Here is a 16,680-nt window from a genome sequence, read left to right as displayed (position 1 = left end):
CCTTCTTCGCGTTCACTGCGCCTGGATGTGCGCGGCGCGGATCACCTTCAGGTTGCTGGCGGATTCGGCCGCGATCTCCCGGGCGAAATCCGCCGCCGAGCCGCCCGTGGGCACGTTGTCCGACGCGGTCAGCCGCGCCCGCACATCGGACTGCGCCAGCGCGCGGTTGATCTCCGCGTTCAGGCGCTCGATCACCGGCGCGGGCGTCTTGCCCGGCGCGAAGATGCCGAAGACCGAGGTCATGTTGGCGGCCGGAAAGCCCAGCTCGGCCAGCGTGGGCACGTCGGGCAGGGTCTCTAGCCGCTTCGGCGCGCCCACGGCCAGCGCATGCAGCCGGCCGGCCTTCATCTGCTGCATGACGGCCGGCGCGGCGTTGGTGGACAGCACTTCGAACTGGCCGCTGAGCGCATCGTTGAGCTGCTGGCCGCCGCCCTTGTAGGGCACGTGCGTGATCTGCGCCTGGCTGCCCAGCATGATCTGCTCGAGCATGATGTGGCCGAGCGACGCCAGCCCCGACGTGGCCCAGCGCACCTCGCCCGGCCGCGCCTTCGCCTGCGCCAGCAGCTGCCGGAAATCGCGCGCGCCCAGGGCGGACGTGCCCACCAGCAGCACCGGCGAATACATCACGCTGGCCACCGGCGCGATATCGCGCACCGGATCGAACGGCGGCTTGCCCAGGTGCGGATTCAGCACCAGCGGGCTGATCGAGGAAAAGCCCAGCGTGTAGCCATCGGGCGCGGCCTTGGCGACCGCATCCATGCCGATGCTGCCGCCCGCGCCGGCCTTGTTGTCCACCACCACGGGCACGTTCAGCCGCGCCGAGAGCTTGTCGCCCAGCGCGCGGGCGACCACGTCGCTCACCCCGCCGGCCGGATAGGCCACGACGATGCGGATGGGGCGCGCAGGCCAGGCGGGCTGCTCGGCCAGCGCCGGCATGGAGAGGCCGGCCAGCAGGCCGGAGGCGAGCAGCGCCAGATGGCGGCGGCGGTGAAGTCGTTGCATGAAGGATCCAGACAGGAGAGACAGTCGAAAAAGAAAGCGTCCCGACCTAGCCACGCGGATGGTGCTGCGCGTGCAGGTGCTTGAGCCGCTCGCGCGCCACATGGGTATAGATGGTGGTGGTGGAAATATCGGCATGGCCCAGCAGCAGCTGCACCACGCGCAGGTCGGCCCCGTGGTTGAGCAGATGGGTGGCGAAGGCATGGCGCAGCGTGTGCGGCGACAGCGGCGTGGTGATGCCGGCCAGCATGGCCGACTTCTTCACGATCACCCAGAACATGGCCCGCGTCATGCCCGAGCCGCGCTGGGTGACGAACAGGTCATCGCTCTGCTGCCCGCCCAGGATGGCCGCGCGCGACTCGGCCAGGTAGCGCTCCAGCCAGCGGCCGGCCTCTTCGCCGAAGGGCACGAGCCGCTCCTTGCCGCCCTTGCCCATCACGCGCAGCACGCCTTCCTGCAGGCCCAGGTGGAAGGTCTTGAGCGTGACCAGCTCGGTCACGCGCAGGCCGCTGGCATACATCAGCTCCAGCATGGCCCGGTCGCGCAGGCCGAGCGGCTGGGCCGTATCGGGCGCGTGCAGCAGCGCCTCCACCTGCGCCTGCGTCAGGGTCTTGGGCACGCGCATGGGCTGGCGCGCGGCCTGCAGGCGGGCGGTGGGGTCGGCGGTGATCAGCCTCTCGCGCAGCGCCCAGCGGAAATAGCGCCTGAACACGGTGAGGCGGCGATTGGCGGAGGTGGCCTTGCCTTTCTGCTGGTAACGCGCCCCCATGTAGGCATTGAGATCGGACTCATCGGTCTGGGGCAAGGCCCGGCCCCTTTCGGCCAGCCACTGCGCATAAAGCGCCAGGTCGCGCCGGTACGCAGCCAGGGTGTTGCGCGAGAGGCCATCTTCCAGCCAGAGCGCATCGATGAAGGCATCGATGGCGGGGTCTGCGACTGCGGCCTGCGATGCGGAAACCCGGTCCTTCATGGAGCCCATGCCGCGCACAAGCCCGGAGGTGTGCGGCCTTCCTTGACGGAGAGGATGTGATGGCTGTACGGACAACGGTCCGCTGCGAAATCAGAGGCGATCATGTTCGGGCGAAGAGGCCCGGCCATGATAGCGAGACAGCCTCAGCCCGGCCCTAACCGCCCTGCTTCGCAAGCTCCTGCCTGACCAGTTCGACCCAGAAGGCGGCACCGGCCGTGAGCGTGTCGTCGTTGAAGTCGTAATGCGGGTTGTGCAGAGGCGCTGAGGGGCTGGCACCGTCGGCGCCCAGCCAGATGTAGGCCCCGGGGCAGGCCGACAGCATGAAGGCGAAGTCCTCGGACGCCATGGACGGCGTGCAACCCAGCTGCACCGCGTCGTGCCCCGCGACGCGACGTGCCGCGGCGACGGCCTGATCGGCCTCACGCCCGGTGTTCACCGTGGGTGGGTAGCGGCGGACATACTCGACCGCAATCGCGGCCCGGTGGGTAACCGCGCAGCCTTCGGCAATCTGGCGCAGGGCTGCCTCGACCCGGTCCTGGACCGCGGGGTCGAAGCACCGCACGGTGCCACGGACCGACACCGAGTCCGGGATGACGTTCCAGGCATCGCCTCCATGGATCTGCGTCACGCTGACGACCGCAGCATCCATCGGGCTCAGCACGCGGCTGGGAATGGTCTGCAGCGCCATCACCAGCTGCGCCACGGCCATGAAGGGATCGATGCCGCGCTCGGGCATCGCGGCATGCGACCCCTTGCCGCCGACGCGAATCTCGAAGGTGTCGAGCGCAGCCATCATCGGCCCGTGATTGATGGCGAAGCGGCCCGCCGGCAGACCGGGCCAGTTGTGCATGCCGTACACCGCCGATACCGGGAAGCGCTCGAACAGGCCGTCCTCCACCATCGCACGCCCACCGCCTTCGTTCTCTTCTGCAGGCTGGAACACGAAGTGGACCGTGCCGCGAAAGCCATCGTCGCGCGCAAGCAGCTTCGCAGCGCCCAGCAGCATGGCGGTGTGGCCGTCATGCCCGCAGGCGTGCATGGTGCCGGGGTTGCAGGACGCATGCCCGAAGGTGTTGGCCTCGTGGACCGGCAGAGCATCCATGTCCGCACGCAGCGCGATGGCAGGCCCTACCCCTCGCACAAGCGTGCCCACCACGCCCGTGCGGCCCAGGCCGCGATGCACGGGCAGGCCCATCGCCTGCAACTCGCGAGCGACCAAGTCCGAGGTACGGTGTTCGCAGAAGGCCAGCTCAGGATGGGCGTGCAGGTCGTGCCGCCAGCGCACCATGTCGCGGGAGATGTCCAGATCGAGGGTTTGCATGGAAACGGCTTCGGCGGGCTTCGGCACCGGCCCGGCCGGCTGCGGTGCCGAAGCCGGAGCCGTTGGGGACATCGGGATCATTTCGCCATATCGAGGCTGGGTGCGTAGCCGAAGGCCTGCACCGGTTTCTCGGCGGTTTCCACCCAGACGCTCTTGACCTGGGTGTATTCATGAAGTGCCTCGATGCCCGAAGAACGACCGTATCCGCTGGCGTCATAGCCCCCGAAGGGAGCCGCGACGTTGATAACTTTGTACATGTTGACCCAGAAGGTGCCGGCGTTGACCTTCGACGCCACGCGGTAGGCGCGGCCGATGTCCGCCGTCCAGACGGCACCCGCCAGACCGAAGTCGCTGTCGTTGGCGATGGCGATGGCATCCTCCTCGGTGTCGAACGGGATCGCCACCACCACCGGCCCGAAAATTTCGGTCTGCGCCACATCCATCTTGTTGTGCACGTTCTTCAGCACCGTGGGGCGCACCCAGTAACCGGATTCAGCAGGCTGCCCGTCGCAGCCCTCGGCCACTTCGGCTCCCTCCTGGAGGCCCGTGCGAATCATGTCCAGCACATGCTGATACTGCCGGGCGTTGTGGATCGGGCCGATGTCGGTCGTGGCGGAGGCCGGGTCGCCGACCTTGATCTGCGCTGCGCCGTCGGCCACCATCTTCACGAAGCGGTCATAGATGCTGCGCTGCACCAGCAGGCGCGAGCCCGCGACGCAGCTCTGGCCTGCGTTGCCGAAGATGGCCGCCTGGGCGCCAATGGCGGCGCGCTCCAGGTTGGCGTCTTCGAACACGATATTGGCCGATTTGCCGCCCAGCTCCAGCACGCAGGGAATGCCGCGCTGCGCCGCAGCCGCGGCGATCTTCCCCCCGGTCGCTGGCGAGCCGACGAACACCACCTTCTTCACCGCGCGGTTCATCAGCGCCTGCTGCCCGGTGGTGTGGCCGTAGCCGGCCAGCACCGACAGCACGCCTCGGGGAACCCCCGCCTTCTCGATCAGCGACGCGAAGGCGAGCGAGCTGAGCGGTGTGAGCTCTGATGGCTTGAGGATCACAGCATTGCCCATGCAGATGGCGGGCGCCACGTTCCAGCCACAGGTGAAGAGCGGCGCATTCCAGGGTGTGATCTCCAGCAGCACACCGCAGGGCTCGCGGCGGGTGAAGCTCAGGTGGCCGCTGGGCACCGGAATCACGTTGCCATAGACCTTGTCGGCCCAGCCGGCGTAGTACTCGAACATTTCGGCCACGCGCAGCGCCTCGCCGCGACAGTCGCGGATCGGCTTGCCGGCGGAGATGGATTCCAGCTGGGCCAGCGGCTCGATGTTCTCGCGCAGCAGCCGGCCCGCCGCATGCATGATGCGGCCGCGCTCGGCATGGCTCAGGGCGGCCCAGGTCCGCTGCCCTTCCAGCGCAGACCGTGCGGCAGCGGCCACCACGCGCTCGCCCGCGTCTTGGTAGGACAGGAAGGCCTGGCCCGTGGCCGGGTTGATCAGCGCGATATCGGCGCCCTCACCCGGCAGGATGGCGCCATCGACATAGGAGCCGATCTGCGCGCCAGGGAAGAAAGCGGCATAGGCCGCCAGCAGTTGCTCGATGGGATTGATGTTCATGGAAAGGGCTCCTTGCAATGTCAGTCAGGCCGCTGCCAGGGCTTCGCGAGTGCCCAGTTCGACGATGCGGTTGAAGTCTTCGGCGTCGCCGATGGAGTCGGCGCTCTGCGCCCACAGCTCGGCCACGCGCTGCGTCAGCGGCAGGTCCAGCCCGACGCCCGCGGTGAGCTCCTGGGCCAGCCGCACGTCCTTGCGCATGAGCTTCATGGTGAAGCCGGAGTCGAACCGGCCGCTCGTCACCCAGGTCGGAAAGTTGTGCTCGGTGACGAAGCTGCGGCCCGAGCCTGCATTGACGCCCTGCAGCACCCGTTCCACCGGCACCCCGGCCGCAGCGGCCAGGCGGGTGACCTCGCCCGCGACCAGCAAATGCGCAGCGGCGAACAGGTTGTTGGCGATCTTGGCGACATGCCCGGCGCCCACGGCACCGACATGCACGCGCTTGGCGCTCATCGCCTGCAGCACAGGCTCCGCCTCGGCGAAGTCTTTGTCGGAAGCGCCGATCACCATGGTCATGGTGGCATTGAGCGCACCCTTGGGGCCGCCGCTGACGGGTGCATCGATGATGCGCATGCCAGCCGCCTGCAGCCTGGCCGCCAGGGCGCGGGTGGTATCGGGGTGGGAGGTCGAGGTGTCCACGACGATCAGCCCAGGCTTGGCATGCTCGATGATGCCGCCCGCCCCGGCCACCACTTCTGAAACGATCGCGGCCGTGGGCAGCGAGAGAACGACCAACTCCGCCGCTGCAACCACCTCGCGGATGGAGTCGACCACGCGGATGCCGTCGGCCGCCAGCAGGGCGCGAATGGCCCCGGAAGCATCCGTGCCCACCACGTCGTAGCCGCCGCGCTGCAGCGACAGCGCCATGCCGCGCCCCATGTTGCCCAGTCCAATGATGCCAATGGTTTTCATGCTCTATCTCTCTCGGTGAATGGCGTTGTGTGCCGGTAGGAAGAATGTTCGCGCCAGCGCTTCCAGCCATCAATGTCAACGCCAGTAGAATTTCGTTGACTCCAAAGCAACGAACATCCCATGACCACGATGGCTGATCTGGCGGCGGGCTTCATCGACGACCGCCGTGTGCGCTACCTGTACGAGGCTTCGGTCTCTGGCTCTGTCCGGGCCGCGGCCGACAAGATGGACATGAACCCGTCGGTGGTCAGCCGGCAGATCGCGCAGCTCGAAAGCGAACTGGCCGTGACGCTGATCGAGCGCATGGGCCGCGGCGTGCGCCCCACCGAGGCCGGGCAGATGGTGTGCGACTACTACCGCCAGCACCGTGCGCACCAGGACGACCTGATCGTCAAGCTGCAGGAACTGCGCGGACTCGCGCGGGGCCACATCGATCTGGTGCTGGGGGAAGGCTTCGTCAGTGACCTCATGGATGAGCCGCTGCAGGACTTCTGGCGGCGCCATCCGCGCCTGACGGTCAACCTGAGCCTGGCCGGCACCAACGACGTCCTGCGCCGCGTCAGCGAAGATGCGGCGCATATCGGGCTGGTCTACAACCCGCCGCCCACGCCGGGCATCCGGTCCCGCGCGGCGGTGCGCCAACCGATGTGCGCCATCGTGGCGCCAGACCATCCGCTGACCCGCCTGCAGCGCCAACCGATGTTCAAACACCTGGCAGAGCATCCGCTGGCCCTGATGCACGGCTCCTACGGAACGCGGCAGATCGTGGCGCTGGCAGAACAGATGGAAAAGCTGAGGCTGTCGCCGAAACTCACCACCGACTCCATCTCGGTGGTCAAGCATTTCTGCAAGGCGCGGCTGGGGGTGGGGCTGCTGCCGGCCTTTGCCGTGTCGCAGGAAACGCAGGCGGGCGATCTGGTGGCCATTCCGATCGACCAGGCGGTGCTGGCGAGCGCCGAGGCCCATATCGTCACGCGGCTGGGGCGCAGCCTGCCTGCCGCCGCCAATCAGCTGCTGCTGCAGCTCATCGCCACCATGCGGGCTTTCCGCAAGACCAAAGGCTGAGCGCCGACCAGGCGGCGCTTCGGGAAAAAGAGCGGTCGGGAACGGTTCATGCCCCGCCCAGGGCCGCGGCGGTATTCAACCGCCGAAGTACTGCGCGATGGCGGCGCCCGCCAGGAACGCGCCCGCCGTGGCGATCAGCGAAGTGACGATGATGCGCCAGCCCAGGGCTCTGAGCACCGGCAGGTCCTTGGCCAGCGAGAGACCGGCATAGGCCAGCACCGGCGTGACCACGGTCAGCAGGTTGACCTTGTCCACCATCGGATTGATCACGGGGGCCAAGGGCGACATCGGCACGCTGACCAGCACGCCCATGATCGACACCCAGATGATGGCCGGGATGCGCAGCCGGGCCGCCAACCGCGACACCACCAGGCCAGCCAGCGCGCAGGCAGCGAGCGCCAGCATGCCAGGCAAGGCGAGCGCCATGGACTTGCCGCCAGTGAACTGGTTGCCCACCAGGGCGATGGCTGCCGTGCCGACCACGGCAGCCAGGATGCCGCCGAACGGAAGGCGCGCCTGCTGGTGCATCTCGCCCATGGCTTCGCGCATCGCGGTGTCGTGCTCGACGATGATGGCCTTGCGATTCTTGCCCAGGATGGGTTCCAGGCGCGCGTAGAGCCAGTTGGCCATGGGCAGCGAGAAAACGACCAGGATGTAGGTGCCAACGACCGTGGTGATCAGATTGCTCGCGGCGGCCAGAGCGGCGATGGTGTCCTTCTCGGCCGGGTACTGGACCGAGATCGCGCCGACGGCCGCGGCCGTCATGCTGCCCGAGCCGATGCCCGCCGCCATGCCCAGCGCCTCGGGGCTGAAGATGCCCATGTGCGCCACCATGCTGGCGAAGAAGGCCATGAAGGCCGCGCCGATGACCGAACCCGTCACATATTCGGCCAGGACGCCACGCCCTTCGGGCGAGTTCATTCCGTAGCGCTCGGCGATCAGCGCGACACCGGGTTCGCGCCCCACCGAGAAGGTGGCACCGATGGCCTCGCGCTTGATGCCCAGCAGCAGCGCCACGGGCAGCGCGAGCACGATGGTGCCGAGAAAGTTGCCGGCCTCCTGCAGCAGCAGGATCGGGCCGGCAGCGATCACCTTCTGCAGGTTGATGCCCACGGTGAACCCCAGCTTGGCGATGAACAGCATGATGCCGATCTGCACGAAGTCCGACGCGATGGTCTGGGTGCGGATGTATTCGCGCCCCGACGTATCCGTCCTCTTCATGACGACGCTGCACAGCACGCAGGCGAGCAGCGCCCAGAGAAACGGAAACAGCGTCACCTTGGTGAAGCCTATCGAGAACGTGGCGGTGCCGAACCACTCCGATGCGATGGTCAGCACGCCAGCGATCGCCAGCACCAGGACGATCTGATTGACTTTGATGGAGCGCACCGGGCTGGCCGCAGCCGCCGCCGGAAGGGAAGAAGTGGAGATGGTTGACATAGGGCCTCTGGCTTGGGGGTTGACGACGTCCGGCGCTCCTTCTTGGCTCAGCCGGCGAGTTCGTGCCCACAAGATTCTTTGAATTGACACAGTGTTGCAATGTCAACCCCGGTAGAGATTCGTTGACTGTCAGGCAACGGTTCAAGAGTGCAGGATCTGCCGTGCATGCACGGTTTTGGCGCATCGTGCAGGGCATTGCAGAAGGAAAGCGCGGCGATGCGGCCGCGCCTCAAAGGCCCGGGGCACGGGAAGATCTGCCCCTCCAGCTCCACTCCGCAGCCGCCTAGGTATTTGCCCTGAAATGCACCGCCAATGGGCAACCGGCGCCCCATCGGAATGCGCGGCAGGCCAGCAGCGACAGGTTCTTTTCGGATCTGCCGGAGGAATATTTCAGGGTCTTTCGCCCTGACCCCGCGCGGCGCGTGGCCAGTTGCCGGGCGCCAAAGAAAAAGCCGCCCGAAGGCGGCTGGGGGGAAGCGGTGTCGGGTCGCTGCGCAGCGGCAAGCGGCACGGATCCGAAGCCGGGCCTCAATCCAGCGTCAGCTTCTGCTTTTGCACCACCTGCTTGTAGACCGCGTACTCGGCCTTGATCTGGTCGGCGAACTGCTCGGGCGTGTTGCCCACGATGATGGAGCCGGTGTCTTCGATGCGCTTGCGCACGGCCGGGTCTTCCAGCACCTTGCGCACGCCGGCGTTGATCTTGTCCACCACCTCCTTGGGCAGGTTCTTCGGGCCCAGGATGCCGTAGTAGGCCATGCGGTTCACGGGCTCCAGGCCCACTTCCTTGAAGGTGGGCACGTTGGGCAGGGCCGCCACGCGCTGGGGCGCGGCGACCACGATGGGCACCAGCCGGCCTTCCTTGATGAAGGCCAGGGCCGAGGGCAGGTTGTCGAAGATCATCGGCACCTGGCCGGCCACCGTGTCGTTCAGGGCCGGGCCCGCGCCGCGGTAGGGGATGTGGGTGACGAAGGTGTCGGTCAGGCTCTTGTAGAGCTCCATCTGCAGGTGGCCGATGCCGCCCGTGCCCGAAGACGAATACGAATACTTGCCCGGCACCTTCTTGATCTCGGCGACGAAGCTCTTGTAGTCCTTGGCCGGGAAGCTCGGGTTCACGGCGATGATGTTGGGCGTGGCCGCGATGTTGATGATCGGCGTGAAGTCGGTCAGCGGGTTGTACGGCACCTTGGGATTGATGGCCGGGTTGGCCGCCGTGGTGGACACGGTGGCGATGCCCAGCGCATAGCCGTCGGGCGTGGCGCGGGCGGTTTCCGAGGCGCCGACGATGCCGCCGCCGCCAGCCTTGTTCTCGACCACCACGGGCTGGCCCAGCACGCGGCCCAGCGGGTCGGCGATCACGCGGGCGATGATGTCGGTCGTGCCGCCGGGAGCGAAGGGCACCACCAGGCGCACGGGCTTGTTGGGGTAGGTCTGGGCAAACGAGCTGCCGGCGGCCAGGGCAAGGGCCAGTGCGAACCAGTTTCGGCGGTGCATAGTCGGTCTCCTGAAGGGCATGTGCGTCATGGGCACGGTGATACGCGTTGATACGGGATGGGCGCATCCTAAAGGCGGCCCCCGCCGAAATCGGTCGCGCAGGGGCTCTCATCCATGAGGGATTTCCCGGGAAAAGCCCGCCTGCCGCGCCTTCGAGTGACGCATCCGTGCATCGCGGCGCGCACTGACGCAGCCAGCCGCGCCGGGTATGCTGGCCGGGTGAACTACGCCCAGCTCCTGCTCCCGGATTTCTCCCTCATCGCGATCGGCTACCTGCTCTGCCGCTACACCCCGCTGGGCCGGCCCATCTGGCAGCCGGTGGAGACGCTGGTGTACTACCTGCTCTTTCCGGTGCTGCTGTTCCAGTCCATCGTCAAGAGCCCCATCCGGGTGGGCGAGGCCTCGGGCCTGATCGCCGCGGGCGTGCTGATGGGGCTGGCGGGCATCGGCCTGGCCTATGCCCTGCCCCGGCTGCCGGGCCTGCGCGGCCGGATCGATGCACGCGACCATGCGGCGAGCGCCCAGGTGGCCTTCCGCTTCAATTCCTTCATCGGGCTGGCGCTGGCCGATCGGCTGGCCGGGCCCCAGGGCCTGCTGCTGATCGCGGTGCTGATCGGCGTGTGCGTGCCGCTCTTCAACGTGGCCGCCGTCTGGCCCATGGCGCGGGCCGGGCAGACCGGCTTCGTGCGCGAGCTGGTGCGCAACCCGCTCATCCTGGCCACGGCCACGGGCCTCGTCGCCAACCTGCTGGGCTTTCGCATTCCGGGCTGGATCGAGCCCACGGTCAGCCGCATCAGCGCCTCATCGCTGGCGCTGGGGCTGATGGCCGCCGGCGCCGGCATGCAGTTCGGCAGCCTGGTGCGCGGCAAGACGCTGGCGGTGGCCGTGCTGCTGATCCGCCACCTGCTGCTGCCGCTGCTGGCTTGGTGCCTGGCGCGGCTCTTCGGACTGGACGCGGTGCAGACCACCGTGCTGCTGGCGTTCTCGGCCCTGCCCACCGCCTCCACCTGCTACGTGCTGGCCGCGCGCATGGGCTACAACGGGCCGTACGTGGCCGGGCTGGTCACGCTATCGACCATGCTGGGGGTGCTCAGCCTGCCTTTCGCGCTGGGCGTGCTGCGCTAGATTGCTATATTTTTAATAGCATAAAGCGCTTATACATCAAGCGCTACAGGCCATTTTCATTACGAATCGGGGCGCTGCGCCAGGGCCCAGGCCACGTGCTCGCGCACCAGCGGGCTCGGGTCGTCGGCGCGGGCTGCGAGGGCGGCGCGCAGGGCCTCGTCGCCCGTGGCGCGCAGCGCGTTGCCCAGGGCCACGGCCACGTTGCGCAGCCAGCGTTCGTGGCCGATGCGGCGGATCGGGCCGCCCTCGGTCAGGCGCAGGAAGGTGGGCTCGTCCCAGCCGAACAGATGCACCAGCTGCTGGCCGGCCAGCCCCGGGCGGGCGTCGAAGTCGGGCAGCACGCTCGCCTGCGCGAACTTGTTCCAGGGACAGGCCAGCTGGCAGTCGTCGCAGCCGTAGATGCGGTTGCCCATCAGCGGGCGCAGCGGCTCGGGGATGGGGCCGGCATGCTCGATGGTGAGGTAGGAGATGCAGCGCCGCGCATCCACGCGATGCGGGGCGACGATGGCCTGCGTGGGGCAGACGTCGATGCAGGCGCTGCAGCTGCCGCAGTGCGCGGTGACGGGCGCGCTGGCGGGCAAGGCCATGTCCACGTAGATCTCGCCCAGAAAGAACATGGAGCCCGCCTCGCGGTTGAGCACCAGCGTGTGCTTGCCGCGCCAGCCCTGGCCGCTGCGGCTGGCGAGCTCCGCCTCCAGCACGGGCGCAGAATCGGTGAACACGCGGTGGCCGATCGGCCCCACCGCCTGGGCGATGCGGTCGGCCAGCTTCTGCAGGCGGCTGCGCAGCACCTTGTGATAGTCGCGCCCCCGGGCATAGACCGAGACGATGCCCTCGGCCGGGCGCTCCAGCCGCGCGAATTCGATGGCCTGCCAGCCAGACGCGCCGCCGGCTGCCGGGAACGTGGCGGCGGGCAGATAGTCCATGCGGGCGGTGATGACGCTCACCGTGCCGGGCACCAGTTCGGCCGGCCGCGCGCGCTTGAGCCCATGGGATTGCATGTAATGCATATCGCCATGGAACCCTTGGCCCAGCCACTGCATCAATCCAGCTTCGGCCGAGGACAAATCCACGCCCGCCACGCCGATTTGGGAGAATCCCAGTTCGCGCGCCCAGCCTTGCATTTGAGGAACGAGTTGACTGCTGCACACCATCACGGCCCGATTGTAGAAAGCCCCCCGGCCGATGCCCCCGAAGCGGCGGCATCGCCGCAGCTCGCCAGCACCGAAATGCGCTGGCACGGCGAGGACGACACCGCCCGCTTCGCCGCCCGGCTGGCCGCGCTGCCGGGCCTGGCCAACGCCTTCGTTACCCTGCACGGCGACCTGGGCGCGGGCAAGACCACGCTGGTGCGCCACCTGCTGCGCGCGCTGGGCGTACAGGGCCGCATCAAGAGCCCGACCTATGCCGTGGTCGAGCCGCACGAGGCACCCGGCCTCGCCATCTGGCATTTCGACTTCTACCGCTTCAGCGACCCGCGCGAATGGGAAGACGCGGGCTTTCGAGACATCTTCGCCAGCCCCGGCCTGAAGCTGGCCGAATGGCCCGAACAGGCCGCGGGCCTGTTGCCGCCGGCCGACCTGGCCCTCCATATCGAAGCCCTGGACGACACCGAACGCCGCGCCACCCTGCGAGCCGGCACCGCCCACGGCCACACCCTGCTGCAAGGACTGAACGCATGAGCGACCACCCCCACGGCGCGGACGAAAGCACGGCCGCCCCCAGGCCGGCGCGCGACGCCGCCACGCCCTCCCGCCGCAAGCTGCTGATGCAGGCCGGCTCCCTGGTGCTGCTGCTGGGTGCCCAGCAGATCGCCCGCGGCGCCGGCATCGTCGCCGTGCGCGTATGGCCCGCGCAGGACTATTCCCGCGTCACCATCGAATCCGACCAGAAGCTCTCCGCCAAGCAGTTCTTCGTGGCCACGCCGCCCCGGCTGGCGGTGGACATCGAAGGCATCGACCTCAACCCCGAGCTGCGCGAGCTGGTGGCCAAGGTCAAGGCCGACGACCCCAACATCGCCGGCATCCGCGTGGGCCAGAACGCGCCCGGCGTGGTGCGCCTGGTCATCGACCTCAAGCGCGCCGCGCTGCCGCAGGTCTTCTCGCTCGCGCCGGTGGCGGCCTACCAGCACCGGCTGGTGTTCGACCTCTACCCCGCCGTGCCCGAAGACCCGCTCGAAGCGCTGATCTCCGAACGCCTGCGCGAAGCGCCCGCCCAGGCGCCGCTGCCGCACATCGCCGCCAAGCCCGGCACGCCGACCGATCCGCTGGGCGAGCTCATCGCCCAGCACGGCGAGCGGCCGAATGCGCCCGCCCCCGGCATCGCGCCCCCGCCTGCGCCGCTGATCGCCGCCGCCCCGGTGCGGCCGCCGGCGCCTCCCCCACGGGCGCTGCAGCCGCCCACGCAGCAGCAACAACAGCAGCAGGTGCAGCCGCCCGCCGCACCGGCCATCGCCCGGGCCACGGACCGCCTCATCATCGTGGCGCTGGACCCCGGCCACGGCGGCGAAGACCCCGGCGCCATCGGCCCGGCGGGCACGCGCGAGAAGGACGTGGTGCTGAAGGTCGCCCACCTGCTGCGCGACCGCATCAACGCCACCACCGTCGGCGGCAATCCCATGCGCGCCTTCATGACCCGCGACGCCGACTTCTTCGTGCCCCTGGGCACCCGGGTGGACAAGGCCCGGCGCGTGCAGGCCGACCTCTTCGTCTCCATCCATGCCGACGCCTTCACCACCCCGGCGGCGAGCGGCGCCAGCGTGTTCGCGCTGAGCCAGGGCGGCGCCTCCAGCTCGGCGGCGCGCTGGCTGGCCAACAAGGAGAACCAGGCCGACCTGGTGGGCGGCCTGAACGTGCGCACGCAGGACCAGCACGTGCAGCGCGCCCTGCTCGACATGAGCACCACCGCGCAGATCAACGACAGCCTCAAGCTCGGCAGCGTGCTGCTGGGCGAGATCGGCAGCATGGCCAAGCTGCACAAGGCGCGCGTGGAGCAGGCCGGTTTCGCGGTGCTCAAGGCGCCCGACATTCCCAGCGTGCTGGTGGAGACCGCCTTCATCAGCAACCCCGAGGAAGAGGCCCGCCTGCGCACCGCCCTCTACCAGCAGCAGCTGGCCGATGCGCTGATGCGCGGCATCACGCGCTACTTCGCCCGCAACCCGCCGCTGGCGCGCAGCCGCACGGTGTAGCGCAGGCCCCACACCGGGTGTGACCATCTGTTCGGCCCCCGCCGGGCGCGGCCCTGCCGCCGCACTCGGGCGGCCCGGTCACCGTCCTACAGTTCGCGGTTTCTTCTGCTGACAAGGCGCGGGAGGCGACGGGGCAATACTGCGGGCATGCGACGGATGAAGGCATGCCCGGCAGGCTTTCATTGCGCACCGGACGTTTCGAATCCTGTCTTCAAGACAACCATCAAGGAGCACACCATGAACTACCGCCACCTTCTTTCCGCAGCTGCCTGCGTTGCCGCACTCGGCATGGCCGGCTGCTCGACCAACCCCTCCAATGCCCAGATCGGCACCGGCGTAGGCGCCGTGGCTGGCGGCGTGCTGGGTAGCGCGGTGGGCGGCACGGCCGCCACCGTCGGCGGCGCCGCTGCCGGCGCCCTGATCGGCAACGAACTGGGCAAGGACCGCGACCGCCGCCGTTGATCGCGCCGGCTCACGAGCCGCCGCTTCAACGCAACAGAAAAAGGGCACCGCAAGGTGCCCTTTTTCTTGGTGGGTGGTAGCCCCGGCTCTACTTCGGCAAGGCCTCGGCTGGCGCCTTGCGGCCGGCGCGCCAGGCGCCGAAGATGGCGATCAGGCCCGGGATGAGGATCATCGCCCAGATGATCTTGTCGAGGTTCTTCTGCACCCACGGGAAGTTGCCGAAGAAGTAGCCCGCCGTGCAGATGCCCAGCACCCAGAGCAGCGCCCCGCCCACGTTGAAGGCCGTGAACTTGGCCCGGCCCATGGCCGCCACGCCGGCCACGAAGGGCGCGAAGGTGCGGATGAAGGGCATGAAGCGGGCGATCACGATGGTGATGCCGCCGTAGCGCTCGTAGAAGTCGTGCGCCTGGTTGAAGGCCCGGCGGTTGAACCAGCGCGAATCCTCCCACTGGAACACCTTGGGCCCGATGGTGCGCCCGATGGTGTAGTTGCACTGGTCGCCTAGGATGGCGGCGGCCAGCAGCACGGCGCAGGCGATGGGAAAGCTCATCAGCCCGGCGCCGCAGAGCGCGCCCACGATGAAGAGCAGCGAATCGCCCGGCAGGAAGGGCATGACCACCACGCCCGTTTCCACGAACACGATGGCGAACAGCAGGGCATAGACCCAGGGGCCGTAGCTGGCCACGAAGGCCGCGATGTGCTTGTCGACATGCAGGATGAAGTCGATCAGAAAGCTCACGAATTCCAAGCCGGTTCCTTTGAAAAAAATGCAGCGCGCCACTGTAGCGCAGCGGCTGCGAATCCCCGGCCCCGGGCTTGGCTTTGCCGCCCGGAATGCCTCACTTCGTCATCACGGCGCCACCCTCGAACCAGCGCTTGACCAGCCCGCGCTCGTCGTCGGTGATGCCGGTGGCGTTGTTCATGGGCATGAGCTTTTGCACCACCACCTGCTGGTAGATGGCCTGGGCATGCTGCTGGACGGATTCGGGCGAATCCAGCCGCAGGTTCTTCATCTGCACCTGCGCGCCATGGCAGAGATAGCAGCGCTGGGCCAGCACGGGCTGCAGCTGGGCGTAGTCCACCGGGGCGGCGGCAGCTGCCGTGGCCGATGCGGGCGCGCCGGCACCGGCAGCGCCCGGGGCGATGGACGGCTGCAGGCCGACGATGGCGCCCACGATGACCGCGCAGCCCACCAGGGCGTAGGGCAGCGGATGGGCGTTGCGGCCCAGCTTCCAGCCGTGGCGCATCACGAAGAACTGGCGGATGGCCGCGCCCGCGAACATCATCAGGATGAGGATCAGCCAGTTCTGCGGGTGGCTCCAGGTGAAGCTGTAGTGGTTGGACAGCATGCAGAACAGCACCGGCAGCGTGAAGTAGGTGTTGTGCACGCTGCGCTGCTTGCCGCGCTTGCCGTGGATCGGGTCCACCGGCTGGCCGGCCTTCATCTGCGCGATGACCTTGCGCTGGCCGGGAATGATCCAGAAGAACACGTTGGCGCTCATGGAGGTGGCGATCATCGCGCCCACCAGCAGGAAGGCCGCGCGCCCCGCGAACCAGTGGCAGGCCAGCCAGGCGGCCACGCACACCAGCACGAAGACCAGCGCGCCGACGATGGCGTCGCCCTTCTTCTTCTGGCCGAAGACGCGGCAGATGCCGTCGTAGAGCAGCCAGAAAACGACCAGGAAGGCCAGCGCCACGGCGATGGCGGTGGCCGGCGCCCAGTCCATGCGCGACTTGTCGATCAGGTAGGTGCTGGCGCTCCAGAGATACGACACGGTGAAGAGCGCGAAGCCGCTGATCCAGGTGCTGTAGCTCTCCCAGAAGAACCAGTGCAGGTGCTTGGGTAGTTGCGGCGGCGCGCCCGCGAACTTGACCGGGTGGTAGAAGCCGCCGCCGTGGACGGCCCAGAGCTCGCCGCTCACGCCCTGCTTCTTGAGGTCGTCATCGACCGGCGGGGTGAGGCTGGAGTCGAGGAAGACGAAGTAGAACGACGAGCCGATCCAGGCGATGGCGGTGATGACGTGGACCCAGCGCAGCAGCAGGTTGGCCCAGTCGAGGAGATAGCTTTCCATGGGTTCTTCTCTCAACGTGGGGCGGCGCG

General features: G+C 68.3%; 15 protein-coding genes. 5 read left to right on the top strand and 10 right to left on the bottom strand.

Annotated elements, in window-relative coordinates:
- Nucleotides 1–12 precede the first annotated feature (12 nt).
- From BM070_RS12355 to BM070_RS12335, 5 genes are all read right to left on the bottom strand, one after another.
- Nucleotides 13–1,002: a Bug family tripartite tricarboxylate transporter substrate binding protein gene (locus BM070_RS12355; RefSeq protein WP_092939712.1), complete on the bottom strand. Its 990-nt coding sequence runs from the start codon at nucleotides 1,000–1,002 to the stop codon at nucleotides 13–15.
- 46 nt (nucleotides 1,003–1,048) lie between these two features.
- Nucleotides 1,049–1,969, bottom strand: coding sequence for a site-specific tyrosine recombinase XerD (gene xerD / locus BM070_RS12350; RefSeq protein ID WP_092939825.1), 921 nt, complete (start codon nucleotides 1,967–1,969; stop codon nucleotides 1,049–1,051).
- 154 nt (nucleotides 1,970–2,123) lie between these two features.
- Entirely contained in the window at nucleotides 2,124–3,290 is a 1,167-nt protein-coding gene (locus BM070_RS12345; protein WP_092939824.1) for a M20 aminoacylase family protein, read from the bottom strand.
- 77 nt (nucleotides 3,291–3,367) lie between these two features.
- Nucleotides 3,368–4,900 (bottom strand): aldehyde dehydrogenase family protein, encoded by a 1,533-nt coding sequence (locus tag BM070_RS12340; RefSeq protein WP_092939711.1) that lies wholly within the window; start codon nucleotides 4,898–4,900, stop codon nucleotides 3,368–3,370.
- Nucleotides 4,901–4,924: 24 nt separating this feature from the next.
- Nucleotides 4,925–5,809, bottom strand: coding sequence for an NAD(P)-dependent oxidoreductase (locus BM070_RS12335; RefSeq protein WP_092939710.1), 885 nt, complete (start codon nucleotides 5,807–5,809; stop codon nucleotides 4,925–4,927).
- A gap of 120 nt (nucleotides 5,810–5,929) precedes the next feature.
- Between BM070_RS12335 and BM070_RS12330 the strand changes: the two genes are divergently transcribed.
- Complete coding sequence (locus BM070_RS12330; protein ID WP_245785199.1) at nucleotides 5,930–6,874, top strand: LysR family transcriptional regulator; 945 nt, start codon at nucleotides 5,930–5,932, stop codon at nucleotides 6,872–6,874.
- A 75-nt stretch (nucleotides 6,875–6,949) separates the two neighbouring features.
- Here BM070_RS12330 and BM070_RS12325 read toward each other — a convergent pair whose 3' ends face one another.
- Nucleotides 6,950–8,314: a DUF3100 domain-containing protein gene (locus tag BM070_RS12325; protein ID WP_092939709.1), complete on the bottom strand. Its 1,365-nt coding sequence runs from the start codon at nucleotides 8,312–8,314 to the stop codon at nucleotides 6,950–6,952.
- Between the two features lie 528 nt (nucleotides 8,315–8,842).
- Nucleotides 8,843–9,805: a tripartite tricarboxylate transporter substrate binding protein BugE gene (locus tag BM070_RS12320; RefSeq protein ID WP_092939708.1), complete on the bottom strand. Its 963-nt coding sequence runs from the start codon at nucleotides 9,803–9,805 to the stop codon at nucleotides 8,843–8,845.
- Between the two features lie 219 nt (nucleotides 9,806–10,024).
- On the opposite strand from BM070_RS12320, the gene BM070_RS12315 reads away from it, so the two are divergent.
- Nucleotides 10,025–10,930 (top strand): AEC family transporter, encoded by a 906-nt coding sequence (locus BM070_RS12315; protein WP_092939822.1) that lies wholly within the window; start codon nucleotides 10,025–10,027, stop codon nucleotides 10,928–10,930.
- Nucleotides 10,931–10,989: 59 nt separating this feature from the next.
- On the opposite strand, the gene queG is transcribed toward BM070_RS12315, so the two are convergent.
- Entirely contained in the window at nucleotides 10,990–12,054 is a 1,065-nt protein-coding gene (queG, locus tag BM070_RS12310; protein ID WP_092939707.1) for a tRNA epoxyqueuosine(34) reductase QueG, read from the bottom strand.
- Nucleotides 12,055–12,066: 12 nt separating this feature from the next.
- Between queG and tsaE the strand changes: the two genes are divergently transcribed.
- The 3 genes from tsaE to BM070_RS12295 all read left to right on the top strand — a co-directional run bounded on the left by tsaE (nucleotide 12,067) and on the right by BM070_RS12295 (nucleotide 14,579).
- Nucleotides 12,067–12,612: a tRNA (adenosine(37)-N6)-threonylcarbamoyltransferase complex ATPase subunit type 1 TsaE gene (tsaE, locus tag BM070_RS12305; protein WP_092939706.1), complete on the top strand. Its 546-nt coding sequence runs from the start codon at nucleotides 12,067–12,069 to the stop codon at nucleotides 12,610–12,612.
- Nucleotides 12,609–14,117 carry an N-acetylmuramoyl-L-alanine amidase gene (locus BM070_RS12300; RefSeq protein ID WP_092939705.1) on the top strand — a complete coding sequence of 503 codons (1,509 nt, stop codon included), beginning with the start codon at nucleotides 12,609–12,611 and terminating at the stop codon, nucleotides 14,115–14,117. The genes tsaE and BM070_RS12300 overlap by 4 nt, the downstream gene beginning before the upstream one ends.
- A 237-nt stretch (nucleotides 14,118–14,354) precedes the next feature.
- Nucleotides 14,355–14,579, top strand: coding sequence for a YMGG-like glycine zipper-containing protein (locus tag BM070_RS12295; RefSeq protein WP_092939704.1), 225 nt, complete (start codon nucleotides 14,355–14,357; stop codon nucleotides 14,577–14,579).
- Between the two features lie 88 nt (nucleotides 14,580–14,667).
- On the opposite strand, the gene BM070_RS12290 is transcribed toward BM070_RS12295, so the two are convergent.
- Nucleotides 14,668–15,327, bottom strand: a complete 660-nt coding sequence (locus tag BM070_RS12290) for a DedA family protein (RefSeq protein WP_092939703.1) — start codon at nucleotides 15,325–15,327, stop codon at nucleotides 14,668–14,670.
- A gap of 91 nt (nucleotides 15,328–15,418) precedes the next feature.
- Nucleotides 15,419–16,651, bottom strand: a complete 1,233-nt coding sequence (locus BM070_RS12285; protein ID WP_092939702.1) for a urate hydroxylase PuuD — start codon at nucleotides 16,649–16,651, stop codon at nucleotides 15,419–15,421.
- Between the last annotated feature and the right edge of the window lie 29 nt (nucleotides 16,652–16,680).

Origin of the sequence: Paracidovorax wautersii, from assembly GCF_900113035.1 — a bacterium.
In the GTDB taxonomy this organism is placed as follows: Bacteria; Pseudomonadota; Gammaproteobacteria; order Burkholderiales; family Burkholderiaceae_C; genus Paracidovorax; species Paracidovorax wautersii.
This window is presented reverse-complemented; position numbering and strand designations above follow the sequence as displayed.

Bases quoted from the DNA above. Each gene is read 5' to 3' on its own strand.
- BM070_RS12285 (WP_092939702.1), bottom strand. From the start codon at position 16,651: ATGGAAAGCTATCTCCTCGACTGGGCCAACCTGCTGCTGCGCTGGGTC.
- BM070_RS12300 (WP_092939705.1), top strand. From the start codon at position 12,609: ATGAGCGACCACCCCCACGGCGCGGACGAAAGCACGGCCGCCCCCAGG.
- queG (WP_092939707.1), bottom strand. From the start codon at position 12,054: ATGCAAGGCTGGGCGCGCGAACTGGGATTCTCCCAAATCGGCGTGGCG.
- BM070_RS12330 (WP_245785199.1), top strand. From the start codon at position 5,930: ATGACCACGATGGCTGATCTGGCGGCGGGCTTCATCGACGACCGCCGT.
- BM070_RS12320 (WP_092939708.1), bottom strand. From the start codon at position 9,805: ATGCACCGCCGAAACTGGTTCGCACTGGCCCTTGCCCTGGCCGCCGGC.
- BM070_RS12295 (WP_092939704.1), top strand. From the start codon at position 14,355: ATGAACTACCGCCACCTTCTTTCCGCAGCTGCCTGCGTTGCCGCACTC.
- BM070_RS12325 (WP_092939709.1), bottom strand. From the start codon at position 8,314: ATGTCAACCATCTCCACTTCTTCCCTTCCGGCGGCGGCTGCGGCCAGC.
- BM070_RS12345 (WP_092939824.1), bottom strand. From the start codon at position 3,290: ATGCAAACCCTCGATCTGGACATCTCCCGCGACATGGTGCGCTGGCGG.
- BM070_RS12335 (WP_092939710.1), bottom strand. From the start codon at position 5,809: ATGAAAACCATTGGCATCATTGGACTGGGCAACATGGGGCGCGGCATG.
- BM070_RS12340 (WP_092939711.1), bottom strand. From the start codon at position 4,900: ATGAACATCAATCCCATCGAGCAACTGCTGGCGGCCTATGCCGCTTTC.
- xerD (WP_092939825.1), bottom strand. From the start codon at position 1,969: ATGAAGGACCGGGTTTCCGCATCGCAGGCCGCAGTCGCAGACCCCGCC.
- BM070_RS12355 (WP_092939712.1), bottom strand. From the start codon at position 1,002: ATGCAACGACTTCACCGCCGCCGCCATCTGGCGCTGCTCGCCTCCGGC.